The organism is Streptomyces sp. NPDC039480 (assembly GCF_055597165.1).
The window spans coordinates 23,215-48,253 of record NZ_JBVITX010000008.1 but is presented as its reverse complement, the minus strand read 5'-3'; the positions used below and the strand labels follow the sequence as shown (position 1 = coordinate 48,253).

Annotated in this window: 28 protein-coding genes, 1 tRNA gene and 2 riboswitches; of the genes, 9 read left to right on the top strand and 20 right to left on the bottom strand. The window is 69.4% G+C overall.

Annotated features, from left to right (window positions below; translation table 11 throughout):
- Positions 1-46: 46 nt before the first annotated feature.
- The 3 genes from ACZ56E_RS24425 to ACZ56E_RS24415 all read right to left on the bottom strand — a co-directional run bounded on the left by ACZ56E_RS24425 (position 47) and on the right by ACZ56E_RS24415 (position 1,295).
- Positions 47-367: a DMT family transporter gene (locus ACZ56E_RS24425; protein WP_361166116.1), complete on the bottom strand. Its 321-nt coding sequence runs from the start codon at positions 365-367 to the stop codon at positions 47-49.
- Between the two features lie 47 nt (positions 368-414).
- Positions 415-476: riboswitch (guanidine-III (ykkC-III) riboswitch) on the bottom strand.
- A gap of 79 nt (positions 477-555) precedes the next feature.
- Positions 556-858, bottom strand: coding sequence for a GroES family chaperonin (locus ACZ56E_RS24420; RefSeq protein WP_125517739.1), 303 nt, complete (start codon positions 856-858; stop codon positions 556-558).
- 116 nt (positions 859-974) lie between these two features.
- Positions 975-1,295: a DUF3618 domain-containing protein gene (locus ACZ56E_RS24415; RefSeq protein WP_471217298.1), complete on the bottom strand. Its 321-nt coding sequence runs from the start codon at positions 1,293-1,295 to the stop codon at positions 975-977.
- Positions 1,296-1,443: 148 nt separating this feature from the next.
- On the opposite strand from ACZ56E_RS24415, the gene bcp reads away from it, so the two are divergent.
- The 3 genes from bcp to ACZ56E_RS24400 all read left to right on the top strand — a co-directional run bounded on the left by bcp (position 1,444) and on the right by ACZ56E_RS24400 (position 3,690).
- Complete coding sequence (bcp, locus tag ACZ56E_RS24410) at positions 1,444-1,911, top strand: thioredoxin-dependent thiol peroxidase (protein ID WP_471217296.1); 468 nt, start codon at positions 1,444-1,446, stop codon at positions 1,909-1,911.
- A gap of 126 nt (positions 1,912-2,037) precedes the next feature.
- Positions 2,038-3,540, top strand: a complete 1,503-nt coding sequence (gene proP, locus ACZ56E_RS24405; RefSeq protein ID WP_471217295.1) for a glycine betaine/L-proline transporter ProP — start codon at positions 2,038-2,040, stop codon at positions 3,538-3,540.
- Positions 3,541-3,606: 66 nt separating this feature from the next.
- Positions 3,607-3,690, top strand: a tRNA-Leu gene (locus ACZ56E_RS24400).
- Between the two features lie 59 nt (positions 3,691-3,749).
- On the opposite strand, the gene rdgB is transcribed toward ACZ56E_RS24400, so the two are convergent.
- The 4 genes from rdgB to ACZ56E_RS24380 all read right to left on the bottom strand — a co-directional run bounded on the left by rdgB (position 3,750) and on the right by ACZ56E_RS24380 (position 6,043).
- The gene (gene rdgB, locus ACZ56E_RS24395; protein WP_471217293.1) at positions 3,750-4,352 is read right to left on the bottom strand and encodes an RdgB/HAM1 family non-canonical purine NTP pyrophosphatase; all 603 of its coding nucleotides are present in this window, start codon (positions 4,350-4,352) and stop codon (positions 3,750-3,752) included.
- A gap of 49 nt (positions 4,353-4,401) precedes the next feature.
- Positions 4,402-4,797, bottom strand: a complete 396-nt coding sequence (locus ACZ56E_RS24390) for a hypothetical protein (RefSeq protein WP_468601564.1) — start codon at positions 4,795-4,797, stop codon at positions 4,402-4,404.
- Between the two features lie 122 nt (positions 4,798-4,919).
- Positions 4,920-5,666 carry a ribonuclease PH gene (gene rph, locus ACZ56E_RS24385; RefSeq protein WP_398298222.1) on the bottom strand — a complete coding sequence of 249 codons (747 nt, stop codon included), beginning with the start codon at positions 5,664-5,666 and terminating at the stop codon, positions 4,920-4,922.
- 77 nt (positions 5,667-5,743) lie between these two features.
- Complete coding sequence (locus ACZ56E_RS24380; RefSeq protein ID WP_079075054.1) at positions 5,744-6,043, bottom strand: PTS sugar transporter subunit IIB; 300 nt, start codon at positions 6,041-6,043, stop codon at positions 5,744-5,746.
- Between the two features lie 143 nt (positions 6,044-6,186).
- Here ACZ56E_RS24380 and ACZ56E_RS24375 point away from each other — a divergent pair, with 143 nt between their 5' ends.
- Both ACZ56E_RS24375 and ACZ56E_RS24370 read left to right on the top strand, forming a co-directional pair.
- Positions 6,187-7,500 carry a PTS transporter subunit EIIC gene (locus tag ACZ56E_RS24375; RefSeq protein WP_471217291.1) on the top strand — a complete coding sequence of 438 codons (1,314 nt, stop codon included), beginning with the start codon at positions 6,187-6,189 and terminating at the stop codon, positions 7,498-7,500.
- Positions 7,501-7,724: 224 nt separating this feature from the next.
- Positions 7,725-9,002, top strand: a complete 1,278-nt coding sequence (locus tag ACZ56E_RS24370; protein WP_365367034.1) for a PTS transporter subunit EIIC — start codon at positions 7,725-7,727, stop codon at positions 9,000-9,002.
- An 83-nt stretch (positions 9,003-9,085) separates the two neighbouring features.
- Here ACZ56E_RS24370 and ACZ56E_RS24365 read toward each other — a convergent pair whose 3' ends face one another.
- Positions 9,086-9,838, bottom strand: coding sequence for an MBL fold metallo-hydrolase (locus tag ACZ56E_RS24365; RefSeq protein WP_468601575.1), 753 nt, complete (start codon positions 9,836-9,838; stop codon positions 9,086-9,088).
- 196 nt (positions 9,839-10,034) lie between these two features.
- On the opposite strand from ACZ56E_RS24365, the gene ACZ56E_RS24360 reads away from it, so the two are divergent.
- Positions 10,035-10,505: a type II toxin-antitoxin system PemK/MazF family toxin gene (locus tag ACZ56E_RS24360; RefSeq protein WP_471217289.1), complete on the top strand. Its 471-nt coding sequence runs from the start codon at positions 10,035-10,037 to the stop codon at positions 10,503-10,505.
- 86 nt (positions 10,506-10,591) lie between these two features.
- On the opposite strand, the gene ACZ56E_RS24355 is transcribed toward ACZ56E_RS24360, so the two are convergent.
- The 10 genes from ACZ56E_RS24355 to clpS form a co-directional block, all read right to left on the bottom strand.
- Positions 10,592-11,545 carry a PLP-dependent cysteine synthase family protein gene (locus tag ACZ56E_RS24355; RefSeq protein WP_471217286.1) on the bottom strand — a complete coding sequence of 318 codons (954 nt, stop codon included), beginning with the start codon at positions 11,543-11,545 and terminating at the stop codon, positions 10,592-10,594.
- A gap of 12 nt (positions 11,546-11,557) precedes the next feature.
- Positions 11,558-11,836, bottom strand: coding sequence for a MoaD/ThiS family protein (locus ACZ56E_RS24350; RefSeq protein ID WP_468082708.1), 279 nt, complete (start codon positions 11,834-11,836; stop codon positions 11,558-11,560).
- 146 nt (positions 11,837-11,982) lie between these two features.
- On the bottom strand, positions 11,983-12,090 hold the full coding sequence (locus tag ACZ56E_RS24345; protein WP_398298238.1) for a putative leader peptide: 108 nt from the start codon (positions 12,088-12,090) through the stop codon (positions 11,983-11,985).
- A gap of 66 nt (positions 12,091-12,156) precedes the next feature.
- The gene (locus ACZ56E_RS24340) at positions 12,157-12,936 is read right to left on the bottom strand and encodes an ABC transporter ATP-binding protein (protein WP_471217284.1); all 780 of its coding nucleotides are present in this window, start codon (positions 12,934-12,936) and stop codon (positions 12,157-12,159) included.
- Positions 12,933-13,934 carry a FecCD family ABC transporter permease gene (locus ACZ56E_RS24335; RefSeq protein WP_471217282.1) on the bottom strand — a complete coding sequence of 334 codons (1,002 nt, stop codon included), beginning with the start codon at positions 13,932-13,934 and terminating at the stop codon, positions 12,933-12,935. Before ACZ56E_RS24335 ends, ACZ56E_RS24340 begins: the two co-directional genes overlap by 4 nt.
- 23 nt (positions 13,935-13,957) lie before the next feature.
- On the bottom strand, positions 13,958-14,920 hold the full coding sequence (locus ACZ56E_RS24330) for an ABC transporter substrate-binding protein (RefSeq protein WP_471217280.1): 963 nt from the start codon (positions 14,918-14,920) through the stop codon (positions 13,958-13,960).
- Between the two features lie 44 nt (positions 14,921-14,964).
- Positions 14,965-15,096, bottom strand: a riboswitch (cobalamin riboswitch).
- 3 nt (positions 15,097-15,099) lie between these two features.
- Positions 15,100-15,522 (bottom strand): M67 family metallopeptidase, encoded by a 423-nt coding sequence (locus ACZ56E_RS24325; protein ID WP_362987207.1) that lies wholly within the window; start codon positions 15,520-15,522, stop codon positions 15,100-15,102.
- A gap of 117 nt (positions 15,523-15,639) precedes the next feature.
- Positions 15,640-17,148, bottom strand: coding sequence for an amino acid permease (locus ACZ56E_RS24320; RefSeq protein WP_471217277.1), 1,509 nt, complete (start codon positions 17,146-17,148; stop codon positions 15,640-15,642).
- 372 nt (positions 17,149-17,520) lie between these two features.
- Positions 17,521-18,123, bottom strand: a complete 603-nt coding sequence (locus tag ACZ56E_RS24315) for a DUF2017 domain-containing protein (RefSeq protein ID WP_468601587.1) — start codon at positions 18,121-18,123, stop codon at positions 17,521-17,523.
- A 25-nt stretch (positions 18,124-18,148) separates the two neighbouring features.
- Positions 18,149-18,463, bottom strand: coding sequence for an ATP-dependent Clp protease adapter ClpS (gene clpS, locus ACZ56E_RS24310; protein ID WP_398298252.1), 315 nt, complete (start codon positions 18,461-18,463; stop codon positions 18,149-18,151).
- A 91-nt stretch (positions 18,464-18,554) separates the two neighbouring features.
- Between clpS and ACZ56E_RS24305 the strand changes: the two genes are divergently transcribed.
- The 3 genes from ACZ56E_RS24305 to ACZ56E_RS24295 all read left to right on the top strand — a co-directional run bounded on the left by ACZ56E_RS24305 (position 18,555) and on the right by ACZ56E_RS24295 (position 21,836).
- Positions 18,555-19,883, top strand: a complete 1,329-nt coding sequence (locus tag ACZ56E_RS24305; RefSeq protein WP_468601589.1) for a nicotinate phosphoribosyltransferase — start codon at positions 18,555-18,557, stop codon at positions 19,881-19,883.
- A 134-nt stretch (positions 19,884-20,017) separates the two neighbouring features.
- Complete coding sequence (locus ACZ56E_RS24300; protein ID WP_471217272.1) at positions 20,018-20,602, top strand: isochorismatase family protein; 585 nt, start codon at positions 20,018-20,020, stop codon at positions 20,600-20,602.
- A 193-nt stretch (positions 20,603-20,795) separates the two neighbouring features.
- Positions 20,796-21,836 carry a YVTN family beta-propeller repeat protein gene (locus ACZ56E_RS24295; RefSeq protein ID WP_471217270.1) on the top strand — a complete coding sequence of 347 codons (1,041 nt, stop codon included), beginning with the start codon at positions 20,796-20,798 and terminating at the stop codon, positions 21,834-21,836.
- A gap of 47 nt (positions 21,837-21,883) precedes the next feature.
- Here ACZ56E_RS24295 and ACZ56E_RS24290 read toward each other — a convergent pair whose 3' ends face one another.
- On the bottom strand, positions 21,884-22,198 hold the full coding sequence (locus ACZ56E_RS24290; RefSeq protein WP_468601595.1) for a hypothetical protein: 315 nt from the start codon (positions 22,196-22,198) through the stop codon (positions 21,884-21,886).
- 123 nt (positions 22,199-22,321) lie between these two features.
- Entirely contained in the window at positions 22,322-24,697 is a 2,376-nt protein-coding gene (locus ACZ56E_RS24285; protein ID WP_471217759.1) for an immune inhibitor A domain-containing protein, read from the bottom strand.
- Positions 24,698-25,039 lie beyond the last annotated feature (342 nt).

Genomic DNA, 25,039 nt, shown 5'->3' with positions numbered 1-25,039 from the left:
GGCTCACTGGGAGGCCGGGGGCGCACCCGGCCTCCCCCAGTGCCCTTCAGTGGCCCGAGGTCGCCTTCAGGCCGACCACGGCCACCAGCAGCAGACAGACGAAGAAGATCCGGGCGGCGGTGACCGGCTCACCCAGGATCACCATGCCGAGCACCGCCGCGCCGGCCGCGCCGATACCGACCCACACGCCGTACGCCGTACCGATGGGCAGCGTCTTGGCGGCCTGCGACAGCAGCATCATGCTGGCGACGATGCCCACGCCCGTGAACAGGCTGGGCCACAGCCGCGTGAAGCCGTCCGTGTACTTCATCCCGATCGACCAGCCCACTTCGAGCAGTCCGGCGACGATCAACAGAACCCAGGCCATGACGGCACCTCCGACGAGTAGAAACGCTCAGCGCGTTACCTGATGGGGGTGCGTCGTCTTTGCGATAACCCGGTACGGCGCGTCTCGTCGGGGTCCTTCCAAGGTAGCAAAACCCATGGACAAGGGCTGGTGACGATGGTCACCAGCCCCTCAGGTCATCAGTCCCGCACCCGGACGTGCGCTGTGCGCTACAGGTACAGGCCCGTGGAGTCCTCCGACCCCTCGAAGCGGTCGGCGGCCACGGCGTGCAGGTCGCGCTCCCGCATGAGGACGTAGGCCACGCCCCGCACCTCGACCTCGGCGCGGTCCTCCGGGTCGTACAGAACCCGGTCGCCCGGCTCGACCGTCCGGACGTTCTGCCCGACGGCGACCACCTCGGCCCAGGCGAGCCGCCGGCCCACGGCCGCGGTCGCGGGGATGAGGATGCCGCCGCCGGAGCGCCGCTCGCCCTCGCTGGTGTCCTGCCGCACGAGCACGCGGTCGTGCAGCATGCGAATGGGCAGCTTGTCGTCGTGGGGGGTCTGGGAGGTCTTCTCGCTCACGACCCCGAACCTACCTGGCCCGGCCGGGGCCGTGGGCTCCCGGGTGGGCACTGTCTTCGGCGGGCTCAGTGGCCGCGGCGCCGCGAGCTCACCACGAGAAGGCCGACGAGGCCCACGGCCACCAGGGCGACCGGCACGATCCGCTCGATGCGCGGCGAACCGTCCGCCGAGACGAGCTGGCCCCGCAGGTCCGAGACGATGCGGTTCGCACCGACGTACGCCCGGCCGAGGGAGTTGTCCACGCTGGAGACGACCTTCGCCTTGGCGTCACCGACGATCGTCTTCGGGTGGACACGCACCCCGATCTCGTCGAGGGTCTCGGCCAGCTGGTCGCGCCGGCGCTTGATGTCCGCCTCGATCTGCGCAGGGGTCCTGGCATCCGACACCGCGCTGCCTCCGTGGTCGTATCGATGATGTGGACGTGATCTGTGACCACAGTCTGTCAGCTTCGCGCGCGCCGCACCCCACGGCACCCCTATTACGCTCGACTCCGTCACCCACCCTTTGCGAAGCACGCGTACGAGGAGACCGACCATGAGCGAGCGACTGCAGCCCGGCGACACCGCCCCCGCCTTCACCCTGCCCGACGCCGACGGCAAGGACGTCTCGCTGGCCGACCACAAGGGCCGCAAGGTCATCGTCTACTTCTACCCGGCGGCCCTCACCCCCGGCTGCACCAAGCAGGCCTGCGACTTCACGGACAACCTCGACGTGCTCGCCGCCGCCGGTTACGACGTGATCGGCGTGTCGCCGGACAAGCCGGAGAAGCTCGCCAAGTTCCGTGCGCAGGAGAACCTCAAGGTCACGCTGGTCGGCGACCCCTCCAAGGAGACCATGGAGGCGTACGGCGCCTTCGGCGAGAAGAAGCTGTACGGCAAGACGGTGACCGGGGTGATCCGCTCGACCGTGGTGGTCGACGAGCAGGGCAAGGTCGAGCACGCGTTCTACAACGTGAAGGCGACGGGCCACGTGGCGAAGATCATCAGGGACCTCGGCGTCTGAGCCGTTCCGGCCGCCCGCGCCGCGATGTGACGAAGCCCCTCTCGCGAGGGGCTTTCGTTTGCAACGGCCATCTTCGAGCAAGTGATCCCCCGGGGAACTTGTACGAAGAACGAAAGGAACCACTCCATGGCGGCCCACGAAGAGCTCGACGCCGAGGCCGACCCGGAGGCGATCAGACGCCACCGGACCCTGTTCCGGGCCGTGAAACGCCGCAGGAACCCTCCCCTGCGCCGCACGGACATCACGGTCACGGACGAGGCCGCCGTCAAGCGGGCCGTCAAAGCGGCCTCGCTCGGCAACGCCATGGAATGGTTCGACTTCGGCATCTACAGCTATCTGGCCGTCACCATCGGCCATGTCTTCTTCCCTTCCGGGAACGAGACGGCACAGCTGATCTCCTCCTTCGCCACCTTCGCGGTCTCCTTCCTGGTCCGCCCCATCGGCGGCATGGTCTTCGGCCCGATGGGCGACAAGATCGGCCGCAAGAAGGTCCTCGCGCTGACGATGATCCTGATGGCGATCGGCACGCTCGCCATCGGTCTGATCCCGTCCTACGCGACGATCGGCTTCTGGGCGCCGGTCCTGCTGATCTTCTTCCGCCTTGTGCAGGGCTTCTCGACGGGCGGCGAGTACGGCGGCGCCTCGACCTTCATCGCCGAGTACGCCCCCGACAAGCGCCGCGGCTACTTCGGCAGCTTCCTCGAGGTCGGCACGCTCGCCGGCTACACGGGCGCGGCGGGCCTGGTCCTCATCCTCAACACAACCCTCGGCTCGGACGCCATGGACTCGTGGGGCTGGCGCATCCCGTTCCTCGTCGCGGGTCCGCTCGGTCTCGTCGGCCTCTACCTCCGGCTGAAGCTGGACGAGACCCCGGCCTTCCAGAAGATGGAGGACGCGACCTTCCACTCGGCCTCCGAGGGCGCCTCCACGGTGGAGACCACGGCCAAGGGCGACCTGGCGAAGATCTTCCGCGACTACTGGCCGACGCTGATCCTCTGCATCGCGCTGGTCGGCGCGTACAACGTCACGGACTACATGCTCCTGTCGTACATGCCGACGTACCTCTCGGACGAGCTCGGGTACGACGACTCGCACGGTCTGCTCATCCTCATCGGCACGATGATCGTCCTGATGCTGATCATGAACCAGGTCGGAAAGCTCTCCGACCGGTTCGGCCGCAAGCCGCTCCTGATGACGGGCATGCTGAGCTTCCTCGTCCTCTCCGTCCCCGCCTTCCTGCTGATCAAGCAGGGCAGCCTGCTGGCGGTCTCCGGCGGCATGCTGATGCTCGGCCTCTCCCTGGTCTGCCTCCTCGGCACGATGTCGGCGACCCTGCCCGCCCTCTTCCCCACCTCGGTCCGCTACGGCTCCCTCTCCGTCGGCTACAACCTCTCCGCCTCCCTCTTCGGCGGCACGGCCCCCCTGGTGATCACGTCCCTGATCAGCATCACGGGCACGGACATGGTCCCGGCGTACTACTCGATGGCGGCGGCCCTGGTCGGCGTCATCGCGGTGGCCTGCATGAAGGAAACGGCCCAGAAGCCCCTGTCGGGTTCGCCGCCTTCGGTGGAGACAAAGGAGGAGGCAGCAGAAATGGTCGAGGCCCAGGCAACGGCACCGAGGTTCTGACCTCGGCCCTGTGGCGAAACCCGTGATCAGCCGGAGCCGCCTGCCCGGTACGATGGCAGGCGGCTGGCGGCGGTGGCGCAACGGCGACGCAGCAGACTTAGGATCTGTGGCCCTTGATCGGGCTTGAGGGTTCGAATCCCTTCCGCCGCACGTGAATGGCCTGCGAATCAGCAGAATGATTCGCAGGCCATTTGTGTGCGCCGTTCAGTTCAGCCCAACAGCTCCCGCACCACCGGCGCCAGCGCCCGGAACGCCTCCCCCCGGTGGCTGATCGCGTTCTTTTCTGTTGGCGTCAGCTCCGCGCATGTGCGGGTCTCGCCGTTCGGCTGGAGGATCGGGTCGTAGCCGAAGCCGCCCGTGCCCGCGGGGGTCGTGCGGAGGGTTCCGCGGAGTTGGCCCTCGACCACTCGTTCCGTGCCGTCGGGGAGGGCCAGGGCCGCCGCGCACGCGAAGTGGGCGGTGCGGTGGGGGGCGGAGATGTCCGACAGCTGGGCCAGGAGCAGGTTCAGGTTCGCGGTGTCGTCGCCGTGGCGGCCGGCCCAGCGGGCGGAGAAGATGCCGGGGGCGCCGCCGAGGACGTCGACGCAGAGTCCCGAGTCGTCGGCGACGGCGGGCAGGCCGGTGGCCTTGGCGAGGGCGTGGGCCTTGAGGAGGGCGTTCTCCGCGAAGGTGACGCCGGTTTCCTTGACGTCGGGGATCTCGGGGTAGGCCTCCGCGCCGACGAGCTCGTGGGTGAGGCCTGCGTCGGCGAGGATCGCCCTCAGTTCCGTGATCTTGCCGGTGTTGCGGGTGGCGAGGATGAGGCGGGTCATGTCCTCAGTATCGCCGCCGCCCGCTCCCCCCTCCGGGCCGGGCGCTCTCTTACGGCGTGCAGACCTTCGTCAGTTCGCCTGCCGCGTCCGTGACGCCGGAGACGTCCGGGGTGGCGTCGCCCTTGTCGATGGCGTCGCGGACGTTGTCGACGGCCTTGTCGAGGTCGTCGACCGCCTTGTTCACGTCGGTGTTGTCGGTCTTGTCGCCGATCTTGTCGAGATTCTTGCCGATGTCGTCGAGTGCCCTGTCCGCCTCGGCCGGGTTGTCACCGGCGTTCTCGACGGCCGTCTGCAGGTCGGTGACGCTGTCGGCGATCGTGTCGGCGGTCTGGACACAGTCGAGCGCCTTCTCGACGGCGTCGCAGCCGACGAGGCCGGCACCGGCCGGGATGACGATCAGGGCTGTGACGACGGCGGTGGCGATACGTCGGTGGCGCGCGGCCATGGTTCGGTCCCTCCCCAGGGTGTGGACGGGCGCGCGGCTTTGCCCGCGCGCCCGTACTCGTAACAACGCCCGGCAGGGGGTTGTTGGTTGCTTGCGTGACCTACGTCGCGTGACCCGCGCCGCTAGCGCGTCGCCTCCAGCGCCTCGCGCTGGAGCGCGGCGAGGTCCTCGCAGCCGCCGACCGCGAGGTCGAGGAGCGCGTTGAGCTCCTTGCGGGCGAAGGGCTCGGCCTCGGCGGTGCCCTGGACCTCGACGAAGCGTCCGTCGCCGGTGCAGACGACGTTCATGTCGGTGTCGGCCCGCACGTCTTCCTCGTAGCAGAGGTCGAGGAGCGGTACGCCGCCGACGATGCCGACGGAGACGGCGCTGACGGTGTCGGTGAGGGGCTTGCGGCCGGCCTTGACGATCTTCTTGCCCTGGGCCCAGGCGACGGCGTCGGCCAGCGCCACGTACGCGCCCGTGATGGCGGCGGTGCGGGTGCCGCCGTCGGCCTGGAGGACGTCGCAGTCGAGGACGATGGTGTTCTCGCCGAGGGCCTTGTAGTCGATGACGGCGCGCAGGGAGCGGCCGATGAGGCGGCTGATCTCGTGGGTGCGGCCGCCGATCTTGCCACGGACGGACTCGCGGTCGCCGCGGGTGTTGGTGGAGCGGGGAAGCATGGAGTACTCGGCGGTGACCCAGCCCTCGCCGCTGCCCTTGCGCCAGCGCGGGACGCCTTCGGTGACGGAGGCGGTGCAGAAGACCTTGGTGTCGCCGAAGGAGATGAGGACGGAGCCCTCGGCGTGCTTGCTCCAGCCGCGCTCGATGGTGATCGGGCGGAGCTGTTCGGGGGTGCGGCCGTCGATGCGGGGCGAGGGCGTAGAGGACATGGGCTGAGCCTATCCGGACATGAGTGAGGGCCCCTTCCCCTTGTCGGGGAGGGGCCCTCACGGGTGAGTCGGGGGACTCACATCATGTCTTCGATGTCCGCCGCGATGGGGTCGGCGTCGGTGCCGATGACGACCTGGATGGCGGTGCCCATCTTCACGACGCCGTGGGCGCCGGCGGCCTTCAGGGCGGCGTCGTCCACCAGGGCCGGGTCCTTGACCTCGGTGCGCAGGCGCGTGATGCAGCCCTCGACCTCTTCGATGTTGTCGATGCCGCCGAGCCCGGCAACGATCTTCTCAGCCTTGCTGGCCATGTGTTTCTCCCTGTGTTTCTCGCGGCCGGGGGACCGCTTTGTCACGGTAACGCACGGTTGGACCATCTTCGCGGGCGGTTACGTCAGTCGTGCCCAATGATGACGATCAAGGTGCCGGTCCCTGCCGGGCGGCGCTCCCCACGTACCGCAACTGGTCTACACCAGTTTTCAACGACCGCCAAACCTGGCTTGTTCCGGGAGGGACGCCGATGAGTTCCCCAGCCGCGGCGGTGCCGCAGAAGAAGTGGTGGAACGGCCTGTTCCAGGGCCTGCAGAAGATGGGCCGCAGCCTCCAGCTGCCCATCGCGGTACTGCCCGCCGCCGGCATCCTGAACCGCCTCGGACAGCCCGACGTGTTCGGCGAGGACGGTCTCGGCTGGACGAACGTCGCCAAGGTCTTCGCGGCGGCGGGCGGTTCGCTGCTCGACTCCACGCTCGGCCTGCCGCTGCTGTTCTGCATCGGTGTCGCGATCGGCATGGCGAAGAAGGCGGACGGCTCCACGGCCCTCGCGGCGGTCGCGGGGTTCCTCGTCTACTACGGGGTGCTGCGCGCCTTCCCCGACGACTGCCCGCAGGACACGGTGTTCGGCAGCGCGGGCATGTGGAGCGGGGTGTGCGTGGCGGAGGACGGGACCGTGGCGCAGGCCGCGTACCAGAATCCGGGGGTGTTCGGCGGCATCGTGATGGGCCTGCTCGCCGCCTGGTTCTGGCAGCGCTACCACCGCGTGAAGCTGGTCGACTGGCTCGGCTTCTTCAACGGCCGCCGCCTCGTGCCGATCATCATGGCCTTCGTCGGCCTGGTCTTCGCCGGTCTCTGCGTCTGGATCTGGCCGCCCGTCGGCGACGCGCTGACCAGCTTCTCCAAGTGGCTCGTCGACCTCGGCTGGCTGGGCTCGGGCATCTTCGGCGTCGCCAACCGCGCGCTGCTCACGGTGGGGCTGCACCAGTTCCTGAACACGTTCGTCTGGTTCCAGTTCGGCGACTACACGAAGCCGGACGGCACGGTCGTCCACGGCGACATCAACCGCTTCCTGGCGGGCGACCCGACGGCTGGCCAGTTCACCTCCGGGTTCTTCCCGATCATGATGTTCGCGCTGCCCGCGGCGGCCCTCGCGATCACGCACTGCGCGCGTCCCGAGCGCCGCAAGGTGGTCGGCGGTCTGATGCTCTCGGTCGGTCTGACGTCGTTCGTCACGGGCATCACCGAGCCGATCGAGTACTCGTTCCTCTTCATCGCGCCGGTGCTGTACGCGATCCACGCGGTGCTCACCGGCGTCTCGATGGCGGTGACGTGGGCGCTGGGGGTGAAGGACGGCTTCAGCTTCTCGGCGGGACTGATCGACTACGTCATCAACTGGAGTCTCGCGACGAAGCCATGGCTGATCATTCCGATCGGTCTGTGCTTCGCCGTCGTGTACTACGCGCTGTTCCGCTTCGTCATCACGAAGTTCGATCTGCACACGCCCGGACGCGAACCGGAGGAAGAGGCGGAGGCAGAGGACCGGGAGCAGACCAAGGCGTGACCACCGGGGCGTAACTCCCCTGCGGGCGGCGCTTTCCTCCGGCATTTCCGGATATGGCCCAGGTAACAGGAATCGCAGGTTCCTTACGCCACCTTCACCGTGCTACAACAGGTCTACACCACTAATGGTGTAGACCACGCGGCCGTTCTGGCCGCGTCCCCCGGAGACGCCGCCGTCCCCCACTTCCATGTCCCCGGGCGGCGCCTTGCCCACTGGAGGAAGTTGTGTCCACGGCCAGTTCCGCTCCCGCGGCCGAGAAGAAGAAGGGCGCAGGCGTGATGGCTGTCATGCAGCGCATCGGCCGCAGCCTCATGCTGCCGGTCGCCGTGCTGCCCGCCGCAGCCCTCCTGGTCCGTTTCGGCCAGGACGACATGCTCGGCAAGGAGTCCTTCCCGACCTTCGTCAACAAGCTCGCGAGCTACATGGCGGCGGGCGGTGGCGCACTCCTCGACAACATGGCGCTGCTGTTCTGCGTCGGCATCGCGATCGGCTTCGCGAAGAAGTCGGACGGCTCGACGGCCCTCGCGGCCGTGACGGGCTACCTGGTCTTCCAGAAGGTGCTCGCCACCTTCACGGACAAGAACCTGCCGAAGGTCGCCTCCGTCGTCGACGGCAAGATCGTCATGAACGAGGCGCCGGTCAACGCCGGTGTGCTCGGCGGCGTCGTCATGGGCATCATCGTCGCGCTGCTCTACCAGAAGTTCTACCGGACCAAGCTGCCCGACTGGGCGGGCTTCTTCGGCGGCCGCCGTCTCGTGCCGATCCTGTCCGCATTCGCGGGCCTGGTCGCGGGCATCGTCTTCGGCCTGATCTGGCCGGTCCTCGGCACCGGCATTCACAACTTCAGTGAGTGGCTGGTCGGTTCGGGCGCCGTGGGCGCCGGTGTCTTCGGTGTCGCCAACCGCGCGCTGATCCCCGTGGGCATGCACCACCTCCTGAACTCCTTCCCCTGGTTCCAGGCGGGCACGTACAACGACGGCGGCGTCGACTACCACGGCGACATCGCACGTTTCCTGCACCACGACCCCTCCGCGGGCCAGTTCATGACCGGCTTCTTCCCGATCATGATGTTCGCCCTCCCCGCGGCCTGCCTCGCGATCGTGCACTGCGCCCGTCCCGAGCGCCGCAAGGTCGTCGGCGGCATGATGTTCTCGCTCGCGGCCACCGCCTTCGTGACCGGTGTGACCGAGCCGATCGAGTTCACCTTCATGTTCATCGCCCCGGTCCTGTACGCGATCCACGCGGTCCTCACCGGTGTCTCCATGGCGCTGACCTGGGCGCTCGGCATGAAGGACGGCTTCGGGTTCTCGGCGGGGGCCGTCGATTTCCTGCTCAACCTGGGCATCGCGAAGAACCCGTGGGGCCTGGCCCTGGTCGGCCTCTGCTTCGCGGCGGTCTACTACGTGGTCTTCCGCTTCGCGATCACCAAGTTCAACCTGCCGACGCCGGGCCGCGAGTCCGACGAGGAGCTCGCCGAGCTCCAGAAGGCCGAGGCGAAGTAGCCTCCGCCGCACCGGCTCGCACGAAGCTCGCACGAAAGAGCCCCGCACCGTCAACGCGACGGTGCGGGGCTCTTTCGCTGTCGTCAGATCTCGTACGTCGCGCCCGGCGCCGCCAGCGCGGTGGGACCCTCGTACACCGCGCGCGCGTCGGCGAGGTTCACCTGCGGGTCCGTCCACGGCGGGATGTGGGTGAGCAGCAACCTTCCTGCACCCGCGCGCCGGGCGGACTCGCCGGCCTCGCGGCCGTTCAGGTGGAGGTCGGGGATGTTCTCCTTGCCGTGCGTGAAGGCCGCCTCGCACAGGAACAGGTCGGTGCCCGCGGCGAGTTCGTCCAGCGGCTCGCAGGGCCCGGTGTCCCCGGAGTACGTGAGGGACCTCCCGGCGTGCTCGACCCGGATGGCGTACGCCTCGACCGGGTGGCACATCTTCTCGGTGCGCACCGAGAACGGGCCGATCTCGAACGAGCCCGGCTTGACCGTGTGGAAGTCGAAGACCTCGCTCATCGAGGAGGCGGAGGGCGTGTCGGCGTACGCGGTGGTCAGGCGCTGCTCGGTGCCTTCGGGGCCGAAGACCGGGATGGGGGCGCAGCGGCCGCCCTCGTGCCGGTAGTAGCGGGCCACGAAGTACGCGCACATGTCGATGCAGTGATCGGCGTGCAGATGGCTGAGGAAGACCGCGTCCAGGTCGTACAGACCGATGTGGCGCTGCAGCTCGCCGAGGGCGCCGTTGCCCATGTCGAGCAGCAACCGGAAGCCGTCGGCCTCGACGAGGTAGCTCGAGCAGGCCGACTCCGCGGACGGAAACGACCCCGAGCAGCCGACGACGGTGAGCTTCATGAAGCTGGAACCTCCGCGCTGGCAGGAGAGCTGGGGAGTGTGCGGTGGATCGAGCGTAAGGCGCAAAAGCCCTGGTCGCTCCTCCGTCGCGGGCCGTTGTGGGGGAACTCACCTGCGCTGTCACCGGTTCGGGGGGCTCGTGGGGCCGGGGGGAGGCGGCGGGCGCCACGGGATCGCCACCGGTACCGTCGTGCGTATGGACACGTCGTGGTGGCTCGCGTTGGCAGCCGTGGTGGTGCTGGCGTTCGTCGTCACGCTGGTGGACGGCTGGGGGCGCGGACCGCGTAAGCGGAGCAGCCGCCCGGCGGGCCGGACGCGGCCGCCGCGGGGTCCGCGGGGGCCCCGGCAGCGGCTGCCCGCGCCGCGGCCGGCGGAGATCTGGTGGGCCCGGGTGCCGTACGAGGACGGGCCGGGCGGCAAGGACCGGCCGTGTCTGGTGCTGTCCGTGCGCGGGCGGCGCGCGCGGGTCGCGAAGATCACCAGCAAGTACCACGAGGAGCGCGCGGGCGTGATTCCGCTGCCGCCGGGTTCGGTGGGCGACGCGCACGGGCGGCCCAGTTTCCTGGAGACGGACGAGCTGCGGGACGTGCCGCTGAGCGAGTTCCGGCGCAGGGCCGGGGTGGTGGACCCGGTGCTGTGGGACCAGATCCGCTATCTGGCGGGCTGACCCGCCGTGTCCACGGGGCTCCGCCCCGGCCCCCGCTCCTCAGACCGCCGAAGGGGCTGGATCTTCCCCCTCCGGCGGTCTGAGGTCTACGCCCAGAGCTGGCCCTGCAGCGTCTCGATCGCCGCCTCCGTGGTCGGGGCGGTGTAGACGCCCGTCGAGAGGTACTTCCAGCCGCCGTCGGCGACGACGAAGACGATGTCGGCCGTTTCGCCCGCCGCCACCGCCTTCTTGCCGACGCCGATCGCCGCGTGCAGCGCCGCGCCGGTGGAGACGCCCGCGAAGATGCCCTCCTGCTGGAGGAGCTCCCGGGTGCGGGTCACCGCGTCGGCCGAGCCGACGGAGAAGCGGGTGGTGAGGACGGAGGCGTCGTACAGCTCGGGGACGAAGCCCTCGTCGAGGTTGCGGAGGCCGTAGACGAGGTCGTCGTAGCGCGGCTCGGCGGCGACGATCTTGATGTCGGGCTTCTGCTCGCGCAGGTAGCGGCCGACGCCCATGAGGGTGCCCGTGGTGCCGAGGCCCGCCACGAAGTGGGTGATGGAGGGGAGGTCGGCGAAGACCTCGGGGCCGGTCGTGGCGTAGTGGGCGCCCGCGTTGTCCGGGTTGCCGTACTGGTAGAGCATGACCCAGTCCGGGTGTTCCGCGGCCAGCTCCTTGGCGACGCGGACGGCGGTGTTGGAGCCGCCGGCGGCCGGTGAGGAGATGATCTCGGCGCCCCACATGGCGAGCAGGTCGCGCCGCTCCTGCGAGGTGTTCTCCGGCATGACGCACACGATGCGGTAGCCCTTGAGCTTGGCCGCCATGGCGAGCGAGATACCGGTGTTGCCGGAGGTCGGCTCCAGGATCGTGCAGCCGGGCGTCAACCGGCCGTCCTTCTCGGCCTGTTCGACCATGTGCAGCGCGGGCCGGTCCTTGATGGAGCCGGTCGGGTTGCGGTCCTCCAGCTTGGCCCAGATGCGGACGTCGGCCGAGGGCGACAGGCGCGGCAGGCGGACGAGCGGCGTGTTGCCGACCGCGGCGAGCGGGGAGTCGTAGCGAGGCATCCGGGATCGGGCCTAGACCATGCCGCCGGCGACGGCCGGCAGGATCGTGACGTTGTCGCCGTCGGAGAGCTTCGTGGAGATGCCGTCGAGGAAGCGGACGTCCTCGTCGTTCAGGTACACGTTCACGAAGCGGCGGAGCTTGCCGTCGTCGACGATGCGGGCGGCGATGCCCTCGTGCCGCGAGTCGAGGTCCGTGAAGAGCTCGGCGAGGGTGTCCCCGCTGCCTTCGACGGCCTTGGCGCCGCCGGTGTAGGTGCGGAGGATGGTCGGGATGCGGACCTCGATGGCCATGGCTGTGGGCTCCTGTCGGGGGGCGGGAAAGTGCGGACGGTGGGCGCGCGGCGGCGCTGTGCTTGCGGGGTGGTGCGTGGCGTACGCGGGGGTGCGCCCGGGTACGGGGTGCGGCGCCGCGGCCCAAGGCCGGGCGGCGGATCGGTTCAGCGGGAACAGATCGCGCTGGCGAGGCGGCACAGGTCGACGTGCAGCCGCGCGACGAGCAGCAGGGGTGCGCTCGGCGTCTCTTCGCTCACGTCATGGGGAACCATGCGGTCATCGTATCGATTCCCGGTCCGGATCCCGGAATGTGATCTCACCTGCTGGACGGAAACCGTTCAGGATGCGGGCGGCGGCAGATAGACGACGGTCGGGGCACCGGTCAGCGGATGCGTGCTGACCTCGGCCGTCACGCCGTACACGGTGGCGAGCAGCTCGGCGGTGAGGACCTCCTTGGGCGCCCCGGAGGCGACGAGGCGGCCGCCGTCGAGGACGTAGAGGCGGTCGCAGTAGTACGCCGCGAGGTTCAGGTCGTGCAGGGCCAGCAGGTTCGTCGTGCCCAAGTCGCGCACGAAGGAGAGGATTTCGAGCTGGTAGCGGATGTCGAGGTGGTTGGTGGGCTCGTCGAGGACGACGAGGGTGGGCTGCTGCACCAGGGCGCGGGCCACCAGGGCGCGCTGGCGCTCGCCGCCGGACAGGGAGGGGAACGCGCGGTCGGCGAGCTCCTCGACGCCGACGCGGGCGAGGGCCGCCGTGACGAGTTCCTCGTCGGCCGCCGTGTCCGCCTCCCAGAACCGCTTGTGCGGGGAGCGGCCCATCGCGACCACCTGCCGGACGGTCAGCTCGAACGCCGCCTGCCCGTCCTGCGGCACGGTGGCCAGGCGCCGGGCGCGGGCCTTCGGGGTCATCGTGTGCAGGTCGTCGCCGTCGAGGAGGGCGTGGCCCGCGGTGGGGCGCAGCGTGCCGTAGACGCAGCGGAGCAGCGTCGTCTTGCCGCTGCCGTTGGGGCCGACGACGCCGACGGTCTCGCCGGGCGCTGCGGTGAGGTCGACGGCGTCGACGAGCCGTCTGCCGTCGATCTCGTACGAGAGGGCCTGCGTGCGCAGCTCGCCGGTCATGCCGGGACTCCTTCGGTACGCCGCCGCAGCAGCCACAGGAAGAACGGGCCGCCGGTCAGCGCGGTGAGCACGCCGACGGGGACGTCCTGCGGCGCGGCGACGGTGCGTGCGGCGAGGTCGGCGACGACCAGGAACACCGCGCCCATCAGCGCCACCACCGGGAGCAGCGCGCGGTGCGCGGCGCCGACCAGCATGCGGGCGGCGTGCGGCACCATCAGGCCGACGAAGCCGATGGCTCCGCTGTACGCGACGAGGACGCCGGTCAGGAGCGAGGCGAGGACGAAGACGCCGGCGCGGAAACGGGAGGCGTGCAGGCCGAGGACGGTGGCGCCCTCCTCCCCGGCGAGGAGCAGGTCGAGGGGCCGGGCCATGGAGACCAGGAGGGCCGTGCCGACGGCGAGGGTGGCGCAGGGCAGGGCGAGCATGTCCCAGCGGGCGCTGCCGAGGCCGCCCAGCGTCCAGTACAGGACTTCGCTGAGGTGGTCCGCGCTGTCGGCGGTGACGAGGATGAGGCTGGTCAGCGCGGTCAGGATGTACGAGACGGCGACGCCGGCGAGGATCAGGCGCCCGGTGGCGAAGCTGCCGCCGCCGCGGGCCAGGGCGTAGACGAGGACGAGGGAGAGCAGCGCGCCCACGAAGGAGGCGGCCGGGATCGTGACGGTGGTGGACAGGGCCGCGCCGAGGCCGAAGACGCTGCCGAGCACGATCGCGCAGACCGCGCCGACGGAGGCGCCCGAGGAGACGCCGAGCAGGAACGGGTCGGCGAGGGGGTTGCGGACGAGGGCCTGCAGGACGGTGCCGATGACCGCGAGCCCGGCGCCCACGGTCGCTCCGAGCAGGACTCTGGGCATGCGGACGTCCAGCACGATGGTGCGAAACGGGGAGGGTTCCGCGCGGCCCGTGAGGATGTCCAGGACGTCGGCGGTGGGGATGCGGACGGAGCCGAGGGCGAGACCGGCCACGAGCGCCACCGCGAGGGCCGCGCAGAGGGTCGTCATGACCGTGGCGTAGCGCAGGCGCTTCACAGCTGTGCCGCCAGCTTCCTCACCGCCTCGGGTGCTCGTACGCCCGTGACCACGTCCGAGAGGCGCAGGACCGCGAAGCGCTTGTTCTTGACGGCTGGGACGTCCTTGAGGACCGGGTCCTCCAGGAGGCGCTTCTTCTTCTGGGCGACCGTCGTGGCGCCGTAGTCGAGGATCAGGATGGCCTCGGGCCTGCGCTCGACGACCGATTCCCAGGAGGCGTCGCTGAAGGACTTGTCGACGTGGGCGAAGATGTTGCGGCCGCCCGCCCGCTCGATGATGTCGTTGCCGATGCCCTGGCCGCCCGCGGTGAACGCCGTCTTGTCGCCGCTGTCGTAGACGAAGACGGAGAGCGGCTTCTTGTCCTTGGACTTGTCGGCGGTGGCGGCCAGTTCGCGCTGGGCGCCCTTCACCCAGCGGTCGGCGCGGGCCCGCACCCCGAAGGTGGCGCCGACCTCGCGGACCTCGCGGTAGACGTCGTCCATGGAGACGGGCTTCTTGGCGCAGCCCTCGACGTTGAGGCGGCTCTCGATGCCGGACTTGGCGAGTGCCGAGCGGCTGCGGCCGTCGCCGGCGAGGAAGGCGCTGGCGTAGCCGCCGTAGACGAAGTCGGGGTTGGCGGAGAGCAGCTTCTCGTAGGAGGGGTACTCCTTGGCGAGCACCGGGAGCGACTTGTAGGCCTTCTCATACTTCGGGAGGACCTTGTCGTCGAGGTAGGCGGTGCCGGCGATGTGGTCCTTCAGGCCGAGTTCCAGCATCACTTCGGTGGTGTGCTGGTTCATGGTGACGGCGCGCTTCGGTGGTGCGTCGTACGTCGTCTTCACACCGCAGTTGGTGACGGTGTACGGGAATCCGGCGGCCTTGGCCGCGGGCTTGCTGTCACCGCCGGAGCCGGACGAGGAGCACGCGGCGAGCGGGACGAGCAGGGCCGCGGCGGCCAGGGCACGTATCGGTCGGGACATGGCTGAACTGCCTCCTCCAGGGGATTTCCGCGTCCCCTGCGTCGTGTGGAGGAAGGCGGCAGGTCAGTTCCTGACTCCCCCGCTCCGGCCGGCGTGTGCCGGTGGGGCGGGGTCACAGTGGCGGGACCGTGCCGGATTCGCACCGGCTTCCTGGGTCCTGCCGCCCTCATGAGTAAAGCTCAGTATGCCTGTACGACCTTTACCTCTTCCTCGGTGACCTCGCCGTCGACGATCCGGTACGAGCGGAACTGGAAGGGGCCGGCGTCGTCGGTGTCCGCCGTGGAGACCAGGACGTAGTGGGCGCCGGGCTCGTTGGCGTACGTGATGTCGGTGCGCGAGGGGTAGGCCTCGGTCGCCGTGTGCGAGTGGTAGATGATCACCGGCTCCTCGTCGCGGTCGTCGAGATCGCGGTAGAGCTTGAGCAGGTCGCCCGAGTCGAACTCGTAGAACGTGGGCGAGCGCGCGGCGTTGAGCATCGGGATGAACCGCTCGGGGCGGCCGGTGCCCGCCGGGCCCGCGACCATGCCGCACGCCTCGTCGGGGTGGTCCTGGCGCGCGTGCGCGACGATCTGGTCGTGGAGGGCCTGGGTGATGGTCAGCATGGCGCCAGGATAAGCAGAGGGGCCCTCGCGTACCGGAGTGTGGTACGCGAGGGCCCGAATGCTGGACAGCGGCCTTGGGGAGCCGGTCAGTCCTGGCGGTCGGCCTTGGAGAGGCGGTCAGTCCTTGGAGAGGCGGTCGCCGTCGGAGGCACCCGCGGAGGCGTCCTCGGAGAGGCCGATCTTCCGCTTGTTGAACGCCGCGGCCTGCGGGTTGCGGCTCTTGAGCACCAGGTAGGAGACGCCGAGGATCGCGGCCCAGACCGGAGCGGCGTACAGCGAGATCCGCGCGTCCTTGTCGACGCCCATCATCACGATGACCATGCCGATGAAGAGGAGGGCGAACCAGCTGGTGTACGGGGCGCCCGGGGCCCGGAAGGTGGACTGCGGCAGCTCGCCGCGGTCGGCCTTGCGGCGGTAGCGGATCTGGCAGGCCAGGATCATGATCCAGGCCCACATGCCGGAGATGGTCGCGAAGGAGACGACGTAGTTGAACGCCTCGCCCGGCCACTGGTAGTTGATCCAGACGCCGACCAGCATGAACGCGGCGGAGGCCGTGGTGCCGATCAGCGGCAGGCCGTTCTTCGTGAGCTTGGTGAAGAACTTCGGGCCCTGGCCGTTCATCGCCAGGTCGCGCAGCATGCGGCCGGTGGAGTACATGCCGGAGTTGCAGGAGGAGAGCGCGGCGGTGAGCACCACGAAGTTCACGATCGCGGCGCCGACGCCGAGGCCCATCTTCTCGAAGGCCGCGACGAACGGCGAGACGCCGGGCTGGAAGTGCGTCCACGGCACGACCGACAGGATCATGATGAGCGCGCCGACGTAGAAGACGGCGATGCGCCACGGCACGGTGTTGATGGCCTTGGGCAGGACGGTCTTCGGGTCCTTGGACTCGCCCGCGGTGACGCCGACGAGCTCGACGGCGAGGAAGGCGAACATCACGATCTGGAGCGTCATCAGCGTGGAGCCGATGCCGTTCGGGAAGAAGCCGCCCTGGTTCCACAGGTGGGCCACGGTCGCGGTGTCACCGGCGTCGGAGAAGCCGATGGTGAGGATGCCGATGCAGATCAGGATCATGCCGATGATGGCGGTGACCTTGACCATCGAGAACCAGAACTCCAGCTCGCCGAAGAGCTTCACGGAGATGAGGTTCGCGCCGTACAGGATGACCGTGAAGATCAGCGCGTACGCCCATTGCGGGACGGAGTTGTGTGTCCAGTACTGCATGTACTGGGCGGCCGCGGTCACTTCCGTGATGCCGGTGACGACCCAGAAGAGCCAGTACGTCCAGCCGGTCACGAATCCGAAGAACGGGCCCATGAACTCACGGGCGTACTCCGAGAAGGAGCCGGACACGGGCCGGTACATGAGGAGCTCGCCGAGCGCCCGCATGATGAAGAAGATGACGAGGCCCGCGATGGCGTACGCCAGGATGAGGCTGGGGCCGGCCTTGTGAATGGCCTTGCCCGCGCCGAGGAACAGGCCGGTGCCGATGGCACCGCCGATCGCGATCATCTGGATCTGCCGGGCTCCGAGCCCGCGCTGGTAGCCCTCGCCGGACGAGCCGTCCTGCGCGACACCGTTGCCGCCGTGCTCGTCGTGGTGCTCTTCGACCTGCACTGAGGTCATGGTGACGCCTTTCTCCATGCTGATCCGCGCCCGCACATCTGCGTTGTGGCTGCGGATCAGGTCCTGATCCCCCCGGATACGAATGGAGTGCTACCGGCGGTCTGCCGGCTCGAGCGCCCTCGGCGACATGGGTGGCGTAGCCGAGTGGTCGTGAAGATTTATCACGGTGGCAACAGTGAGGGAATGAGCCACCTGTGGCACACGCCACAAGAAGAAGCGGACAAAGTTCACTTGCCGCAGCAAAAGCGGACAATGAAGTGACGGGATCGTTATCCGGATTTGAGGCTCCGCTGAGCGAACGACCCGCCGCGTGAACAGAACCTGTCCACTACAACAAATTTCGCTGCCGTCTGCACGGATTTCTGCCCGGAATCAGTCCAGCAACGTCCCGACCAGCGTCTCCTGCAGTCCGCCGAGCCAGAGATAGGCCATCACCATCGGCTTGCGGGGGTCGGAGTCGGGCAGCCGGTAGAGCAGATCGGCGTCCTCCTCGTCGCTGACCTCCAGGCGCGTGCCGATCGCGAGGCGGAGGTCGTTGAGGGCTCCGAGCCAGTGCCGGGACTCCTCGACCGACAGTTTCAGGACAGCTCCGCCCTCGCCCGACGCCGTCATCGAGTCGAGCGAGCGGATCACGGCCAGGGCGTCGTCGCGCTTCTTGGCCCGCAGGTCGTTCTCCGTGAAACGGCGGAATTCCGATGAATACGCCCGGAGTTCGTCCGCGTCGCCCGCCGCGTCCTCGCTGCCCGGGCCGCCGTACGCGTCGGGCAGCAGGCGCCTCATCACCGGGTCGGACGGCGGCTCGCTCGGCCCCTCGGCGAAGAGCTCCGCGAGCGGGTCGTCGGAGGCCTCCCCGCCCGGCCCCGGCCCGATCAGCTCCAGGAGCTGCACGGCGAGGGAGCGGATGATCGAGATCTCGACCTCGTCGAGCGCGACGGCGGCGCCGCCCCCTGGAATCGCTTCGAATTGTCCTGGCATCAGATGCGTCGCTACTTCCGGTCCGCTACTTGCGGTCCTGCTGAAGGGTGGCCCACAGCCCGTACCCGTGCATGGCCTGAACGTCGCGCTCCATCTCCTCGCGGGTGCCGCTGGAGACGACCGCACGGCCCTTCTGGTGCACGTCCATCATCAGCTTCGTGGCCTTCTCCTTCGAGTACCCGAAGTACGTCTGGAACACGTACGTCACGTAGCTCATCAGGTTGACCGGGTCGTTGTGCACGAGCGTGATCCAGGGGACGTCCGGTTCGGGGACGACGAGCGCCTCTTCGTCCGATTCCGGGCGCGTGATTTCTGCGGGAGCCGTACTCACTCGTCCCATGCTGCCACCCCGGAGGGCCCCTCGCACAAATGGCCTCCCGCCCGGGCTTTGAAATCGTCAGAGTGACGAGATTGGGGGTAGCATCCGTCGTATGAACACAGCGGACCTTGGGCTGCCGGTGGATGTTCCGTCGACGGCGCTCTTCACGGACCAGTACGAGCTGACGATGCTGCAGGCCGCGCTGCGGGCCGGTACCGGCGACCGGCGTTCGGTCTTCGAGGTCTTCACCCGCAGACTGCCCGAGGGGCGGCGCTACGGCGTGGTGGCCGGCACCGGCCGCGTCCTGGACGCCGTGGAGAACTTCCGCTTCGACGCCGACGTCATCGGCTTCCTGCGCGAACGCGCCATCGTCGACGAGGCGACCCTCGCATGGCTCTCCGGCTACCGCTTCCAGGGCGACATCTGGGGCTACCCCGAGGGCGAGGTCTACTTCCCCGGCTCGCCGATCCTGCGGGTCGAGGGCTCCTTCGCCGAGTGCGTGCTCCTGGAGACCGTGATCCTCTCCATCCTCAACCACGACTCGGCCATCGCGGCCGCCGCCTCCCGCATGTCCTCGGCCGCGGGCGAGCGCCCGCTGATCGAGATGGGCGCCCGCCGCACCCATGAACTGGCCGCCGTGGCCGCCGCCCGCGCCGCGTACGTCGGCGGCTTCACGACCACCTCGGACCTGGCCGCCGGATTCCGCTACGGCATCCCGACCGTCGGCACCAGCGCCCACGCCTTCACCCTGCTGCACGACAACGAACGCGACGCGTTCCGCGCCCAGGTCGACTCGCTCGGCCGCGGCACGACGCTGCTCGTGGACACCTACGACGTGACCGAGGCCGTCCGGATGGCCGTCGAGGTCGCCGGGCCCGAGCTCGGCGCCGTCCGCATCGACTCCGGCGACCTGCTGCTCGTCGCGCACCGGGTGCGCCAGCAACTGGACGAGCTCGGCGCGACGGACACGAAGATCGTCGTGACCTCCGACCTCGACGAGTACGCCATCGCCTCGCTCGCCGCGGCGCCCGTCGACGCGTACGGCGTGGGCACGCAGCTCGTCACCGGCTCCGGGCACCCCACCGCCTCGATGGTCTACAAGCTGGTGGCCCGCGCGCACTCGGCGGACCCGAAGGCCCCCCTGGAGCCCGTGGCGAAGAAGTCGCTCGGCGCCAAGTCCTCGGTCGGCGGCCGCAAGTGGGCCGCGCGCAGGACCGACGAGCACGGCGTCGCCGAGGCCGAGGTCGTCGGCACCGGCCCGGTGCCGCCCGCGCTCGCCGACCGGCAGCTCCTGGTCGAGCTGGTCAAGGGCGGCACGGTCGTGGCCCGCGAGCCGCTGGACGCCGTCCGCGACCGCCACGCCGCCGCGCGCGCCGGGCTCCCCCTGTCGGCGACGCAGCTGTCCCGGGGCGAAGCGGTCATCCCGACCGAGTACGTGTGACCCGCGCCGGGCCGGGTCTCTGTGATCCCGCCCGGCCGGACCGTGTGATCCCGCCCCGGGCGCTTCGGCCGCCCCCTCCCACAACGCACCCGAAGTCTCTACGCTCGTAGTCCCCCAGCAGAAGGACACCCGCCATGCGCCGCGCACTGATCGTCGTAGACGTGCAGAACGACTTCTGCGAAGGCGGCAGCCTCGCGGTCGCCGGCGGCGCGGACGTGGCCGCCGGCATCACCGAGCTGATCGGCCAGGCCCCGGCGTGCTACCGCCATGTGGTGGCCACCCGCGACCACCACATAGATCCCGGCGCCCACTTCTCCGACCGCCCGGACTTCGTGGACTCCTGGCCGCCGCACTGCGTGGCCGGCACGGAGGGCATCGGCTTCCACCCGAACTTCGCGCCCGCGGTCGCCTCCGGCGGGATCGACGCCGTGTTCGACAAGGGGGCCTACTCCGCGGCGTACAGCGGTTTCGAGGGCGCCGACGAGAACGGGGTGTCGCTGGCGGACTGGCTGCGGGAGCGGGACATCACCGAGGTCGACGTGGTGGGCATCGCCACGGACCACTGCGTGCGGGCCACGGCGCTCGACGCGGTGCGCGCGGGCTTCCGTACGCACGTGCTGCTCGACCTCACGGCCGGGGTGGCCGAGGCGACGACGGAGCGGGCCCTGCAGGAGCTGCGGGCGGCAGGCGTGGAGCTCACCGGCAAGCCGGTGCTGTAGCCCCGTCACACCCTCGGCCCGTCACACCCTCGGCCCCCTCATGTCGCGGAATGGGGTCATAGCCGAATTGGCCCACCTGGCGCAGGCGAAAGAGCGAATTCACACTCCTGCCGTGCGCTGATCACCCGCCGTGCGTTTGAACGGATGTGTCCGTAGAGGTCCTTCCGAACGCCAGCTCCAAGAGGTGGGAATCATGCAGCGCCCTTCCGTAACCGGCCGTTTCCGTTTCCGTGCCCGGCTGACGCTCGGTGCCGTGCTCACGGCCGTGGCGTGCACGTCGGCCGCCGCGGCTCCCGGGCCGCCCGTGTCCCCGGCGGCGGGACCGAAGGGCGGGCCCGGCGGCGACTTCCCGATGCGGATCGTCGCCTACGTGGCGAGCAGCGGTTCCGGGACCGCACCCTCGTACGACGTACGGCTCGAGCGGCGCGTCACCAGCACGGAGGTGGGCAACGGGCCGACCGGTGTGGGCGCGGCCCCGGACGGCTCCACCGTGTACGTGGCGAACGGCCAGTCCGACACGGTCTCCTTCATCGAGACCACGCATCACAAGGTAGTGGCGACCGTGCCGGTCGGTTCGTATCCGTTCGCGGCCACGCCGAGCCGGGACGGGCGGCGGGTCATCACCGCGAACTGGGGCAGCGACACCGTGTCGGTCATCGACACCTCATCCCGCAAAGTCGTCGCGACCATTCCCGTGGGGGAGCTCCCGCACAGCGTCACCACGCTGCCCGGCGGGGTCTCCTACGTCAGCAACAGCGGCACCAACGACGTCACCGTGCTGTCCAAGGAGGACCGCGCGGTGGGCCGCATCCCGGTGGGTGACTTCCCCAGCGGCATCACCAGCACCGGCAAGGGGGACCGGGTGTACGTCGCCAACACGGGGTCGGGATCCGTCTCGGTCATCGACACCGGCACCCGCAAGGTGACCGCCACCTGGGCGGTCGGCAAGGGCCCGCTGGGCCTGGGTCTCAGCCCCGACGGGCTGCGTCTGTACGCCGCCGACTCCGCGGCCGACAGTCTCCTGGTCATCGACACCTCGACCGGGCGGGTCGTCCAGCAGGTGCCCGTCGGCCGGACGCCGCAGGGGCTCGCGGTCAGCCCGGGCGGCAACCGGGTCTGGGTCACCAACGAGGGCTCGGACACCGTCTCGGTGGTCAGCCCGGCGACGGGGAAGGTACGGGCGACCCTGCCCACCGGGAACCAGCCCGAGGGCATCGCCATCACTCCCAGGTGAGCGCGTGAGCGCGTGAGCGCGCGCCTCCGCCTCGCCCGTGGCGGGCCCTAGGCGGCGGCGCGCCGCCCGAAGAGCGCCCGGACCGGATGCCACAGCTCGTTCACCATGTCGGGCGCCGTGCGCCATATCAGGCCGTCCGGATGGTGCAGGACCGCCGTGATCTCGTCCGGGGTGGGCGGCTCGGCGTTGCCCCGGAGGTAGACCGCCCGCAGGCCGAGGTTCCGCAGCCGGGTCAGGGCCCTGGCGCGGTTCACGGCGTGCACGATCATCCTGACCGTGCCGCCGCCCGGCGCCGGGCTCGGCAGCGTCAGCGCCACCACCACGCTGCCGTTGGGCAGCTTGCAGAAACCACCTGCGGACATGCTCGGTCACACCCCCGTGAAACGTCGCGTCAATAAGACAGTCACAGGACGCACCTAAACACGATCGGCCGCCGCCCGCTAGGGGGCGACGGCCGATCATGGCTTGACCTGCGGAAATGCAGATTACTTCGTCGAGCGACCCACCTGGACCGTGATCGTCGAGCCGTCCTTGGGCTGCTTGATGATCTTGATCTGCGTGTTGGTGTCAGTGACCTTCACGCTGCCCGTGGGGTTCGAGGCGTACCAGTAGGTGCCCTTGCGGTCGTCGAAGACCGGGACGCCCTTCTGGGACTTGATCTTCAGCGCGACGTCCGCGTTGTGGAGCGTGAACTTGTCCGTCGCGTACTTGCTGAAGGGCGCGTCGAACGGCTGGATCTTGTTGCGCAGGAGCGAGCCGTCCTTCCACTTCAGCGGCTTGGCGTGCGCGTCGACCGGCAGGATCAGACCCTGGCCGGGGTGCTGGCTGGTGTTGTTGTCCTTCTGGGAGGTGTCCCACTGCCAGACCATCAGGCCGGTCTGGTACGGGTAGTGCTCGACCCAGTCGGGACGGGACTGCGAGAAGCCGAAGTTGTACGGGCCGACCTTCAGGGTCTTGTCGTACGACACGTACTGGCGGTTCTCGGCGAGGTAGTACTGGTCGTACTTCTTGGTGAAGGACTCACCGATGCGCGAGAAGCCCTTCGCCGTCCAGCCGTTGTCGTCGCCCTCGGCGCCGTCCTCGAACAGCTTGGCGCCGTCCGCGGTGACGGCGAGAGCGTCGGCCGTGAAGCCCTTGCCGCCCGCGCCGCCGTCCGTGGCGTAGCGGAAGCGGATGTCGATCTTCTTGCCGGCGTAGGCGTCGAGCGGGAAGACCAGCTTCTTGTACGCGCCGGAGACACCGGTCAACGCGGGCTTGTCGCCGGCGTCACGGGTGATCGGCTTGCCGTCCGCGGTGCCGTCCACCGGCGTGTAGTTGGCGCCGCCGTCCGTCGAGACCTCGGTGTAGAGGTAGTCGTAGTTGGCCTCGATGTCCCACCAGCCGCTCAGCGAGAGCTCGGCCTTGGACTTGCCGGTCAGGTCGACGGAGCGCGTGAGGGTGTTCTTGAGGTCGTCGCCCTGGTCGCTCCACCACTGCTTGGCGCCCTCGGCGGGCTTCACGACGGTGGTCTTGACGGCCTTCTTCGGCAGGTCGACGAGGAGCGCCTGGCGGTGGCGGGTGTTGTACTCCGCGACGCCCAGCTTGTGCTCGGACGTCGTGGCGGCCTTCGCCTTGGCGTAGTCGAGCCAGCCCAGCTGGAACTTGTCCCAGGCGGTCATGTCGCCCGGCATGTCGCCGATGGCGTCCTTGCCGGTGCCGAGCCAGGAGCCGGCCGACATCAGCGACCAGAAGCCGACCGAGTTCTCGCCCTTGCCCGTGGTGTCGTACAGGTCCGGCAGACCGAGGTCGTGGCCGTACTCGTGGGCGAAGACGCCGAGGCCGCCGTTCTCCGGCTGCATCGTGTAGTCGCCGACCCAGATGCCCGAGTCGCCGATCTGGGTGCCGCCGGCCTTGTTGTTGCCGGGGCCCGTGCGGCCCGCGTCGTTGCCGTACGCGTACCAGCGGTGCGCCCACAGGGCGTTCTCGCCCTCGGCGCCGCCGCCGGCCGACTCGTCCTCGCCCGCGTGGACGATCTGGAAGTGGTCGATGTAGCCGTCGGACTCGTTGAAGTCGCCGTCGTTGTCGAAGTCGTAGCGGTCCCAGAGGTCGTACTTGGCCAGGTCCGCCTTGATCTGCGCGTCCGTGCGGCCCTGGGCCTTCTGCGCCTTGGTCCAGGCGGTCACGCCGTCCTTGACCGCGTCCCAGACGTTGGCGCAGTTGGTGTCGCCGCAGTAGTTCGAGCCGTACCGCGCCTCGTTGTAGTCGACCTTGACCCAGTCGGAGACCGCGCCGTCGACCGAGTAGCGGCCGGAGGAGGTCTTCTCGTAGTAGGTCTTCAGCGAGTGCTTGGTCTTGCCCTTGCTGTCCTTGCCCTCACCGAAGTAGAGGTCCTGGAAGTGCTTGCGGTTGTAGTCCTTCTGCCAGGCCGTGCTGTTGTCCTTCGCACGGTCCGGCTTGGCTATCTTGTTGTGCAGCGGGCCGGGCTTGCCGCCGTACTTCTTGACGGGCTGCTCCGGACCTTCGGGGCCGTCCGGGTCGTACATGGTCGTGTCGTCGACCTTGTCCCCGAACTCCACCAGGATCGTGAAGATCTTGTCGGTCTTCTCCCGGCCCAGCTCGACGTACTTCTTGTCGTCGAGCTTGACGACCTTGGAGGCGCCCCGCTTCTGGACCTTGGCGTCGCCCTCGACGACCTGCTGCAGGGCGGCCTTGCGCTGCTGCGCCTGCTGCTTGCTGAACGGTCCGTCCAGGTCGTGGTCGACGTGCGCCTTCGGGTGCGCCGGGTCCTGCCGGTCGATGGCCGGCGCCCCACCCGAGGCACCGTCCTCCGCCGAGGCCGTCGCTGCCGTCGCCGCCGAGAACGTCGCGGCGGCCGCGGCCATCGCCACGGCCACCGCGGTGGCTCTGAACGTCCGTGTTCTGGCTGTCACTTGATGTTGTCCTCCCCCGCGCCCGCGCGAAAATGGCGGACCGAAATTCCCGGTCGGAGGAGGTCCGCGCGCGATGTACGCGTCACAAGTGACGACATTCGACCGGAAGTACGAGAGAAAAGACAGTCCTTGACTTGGACAGGCCAAGTGCACTATGCAGACGCCGGGGTCCGGTATCCGGACATGGGGCACTGCCCCACGCGTAAGGTCAACAGGCGCGCCGCGCCGTCCACTTACTGGACGCCATGAACCCGTGCGCCCCCTGTGCTGCGGCACCGTGGGTTAGGTCACGCT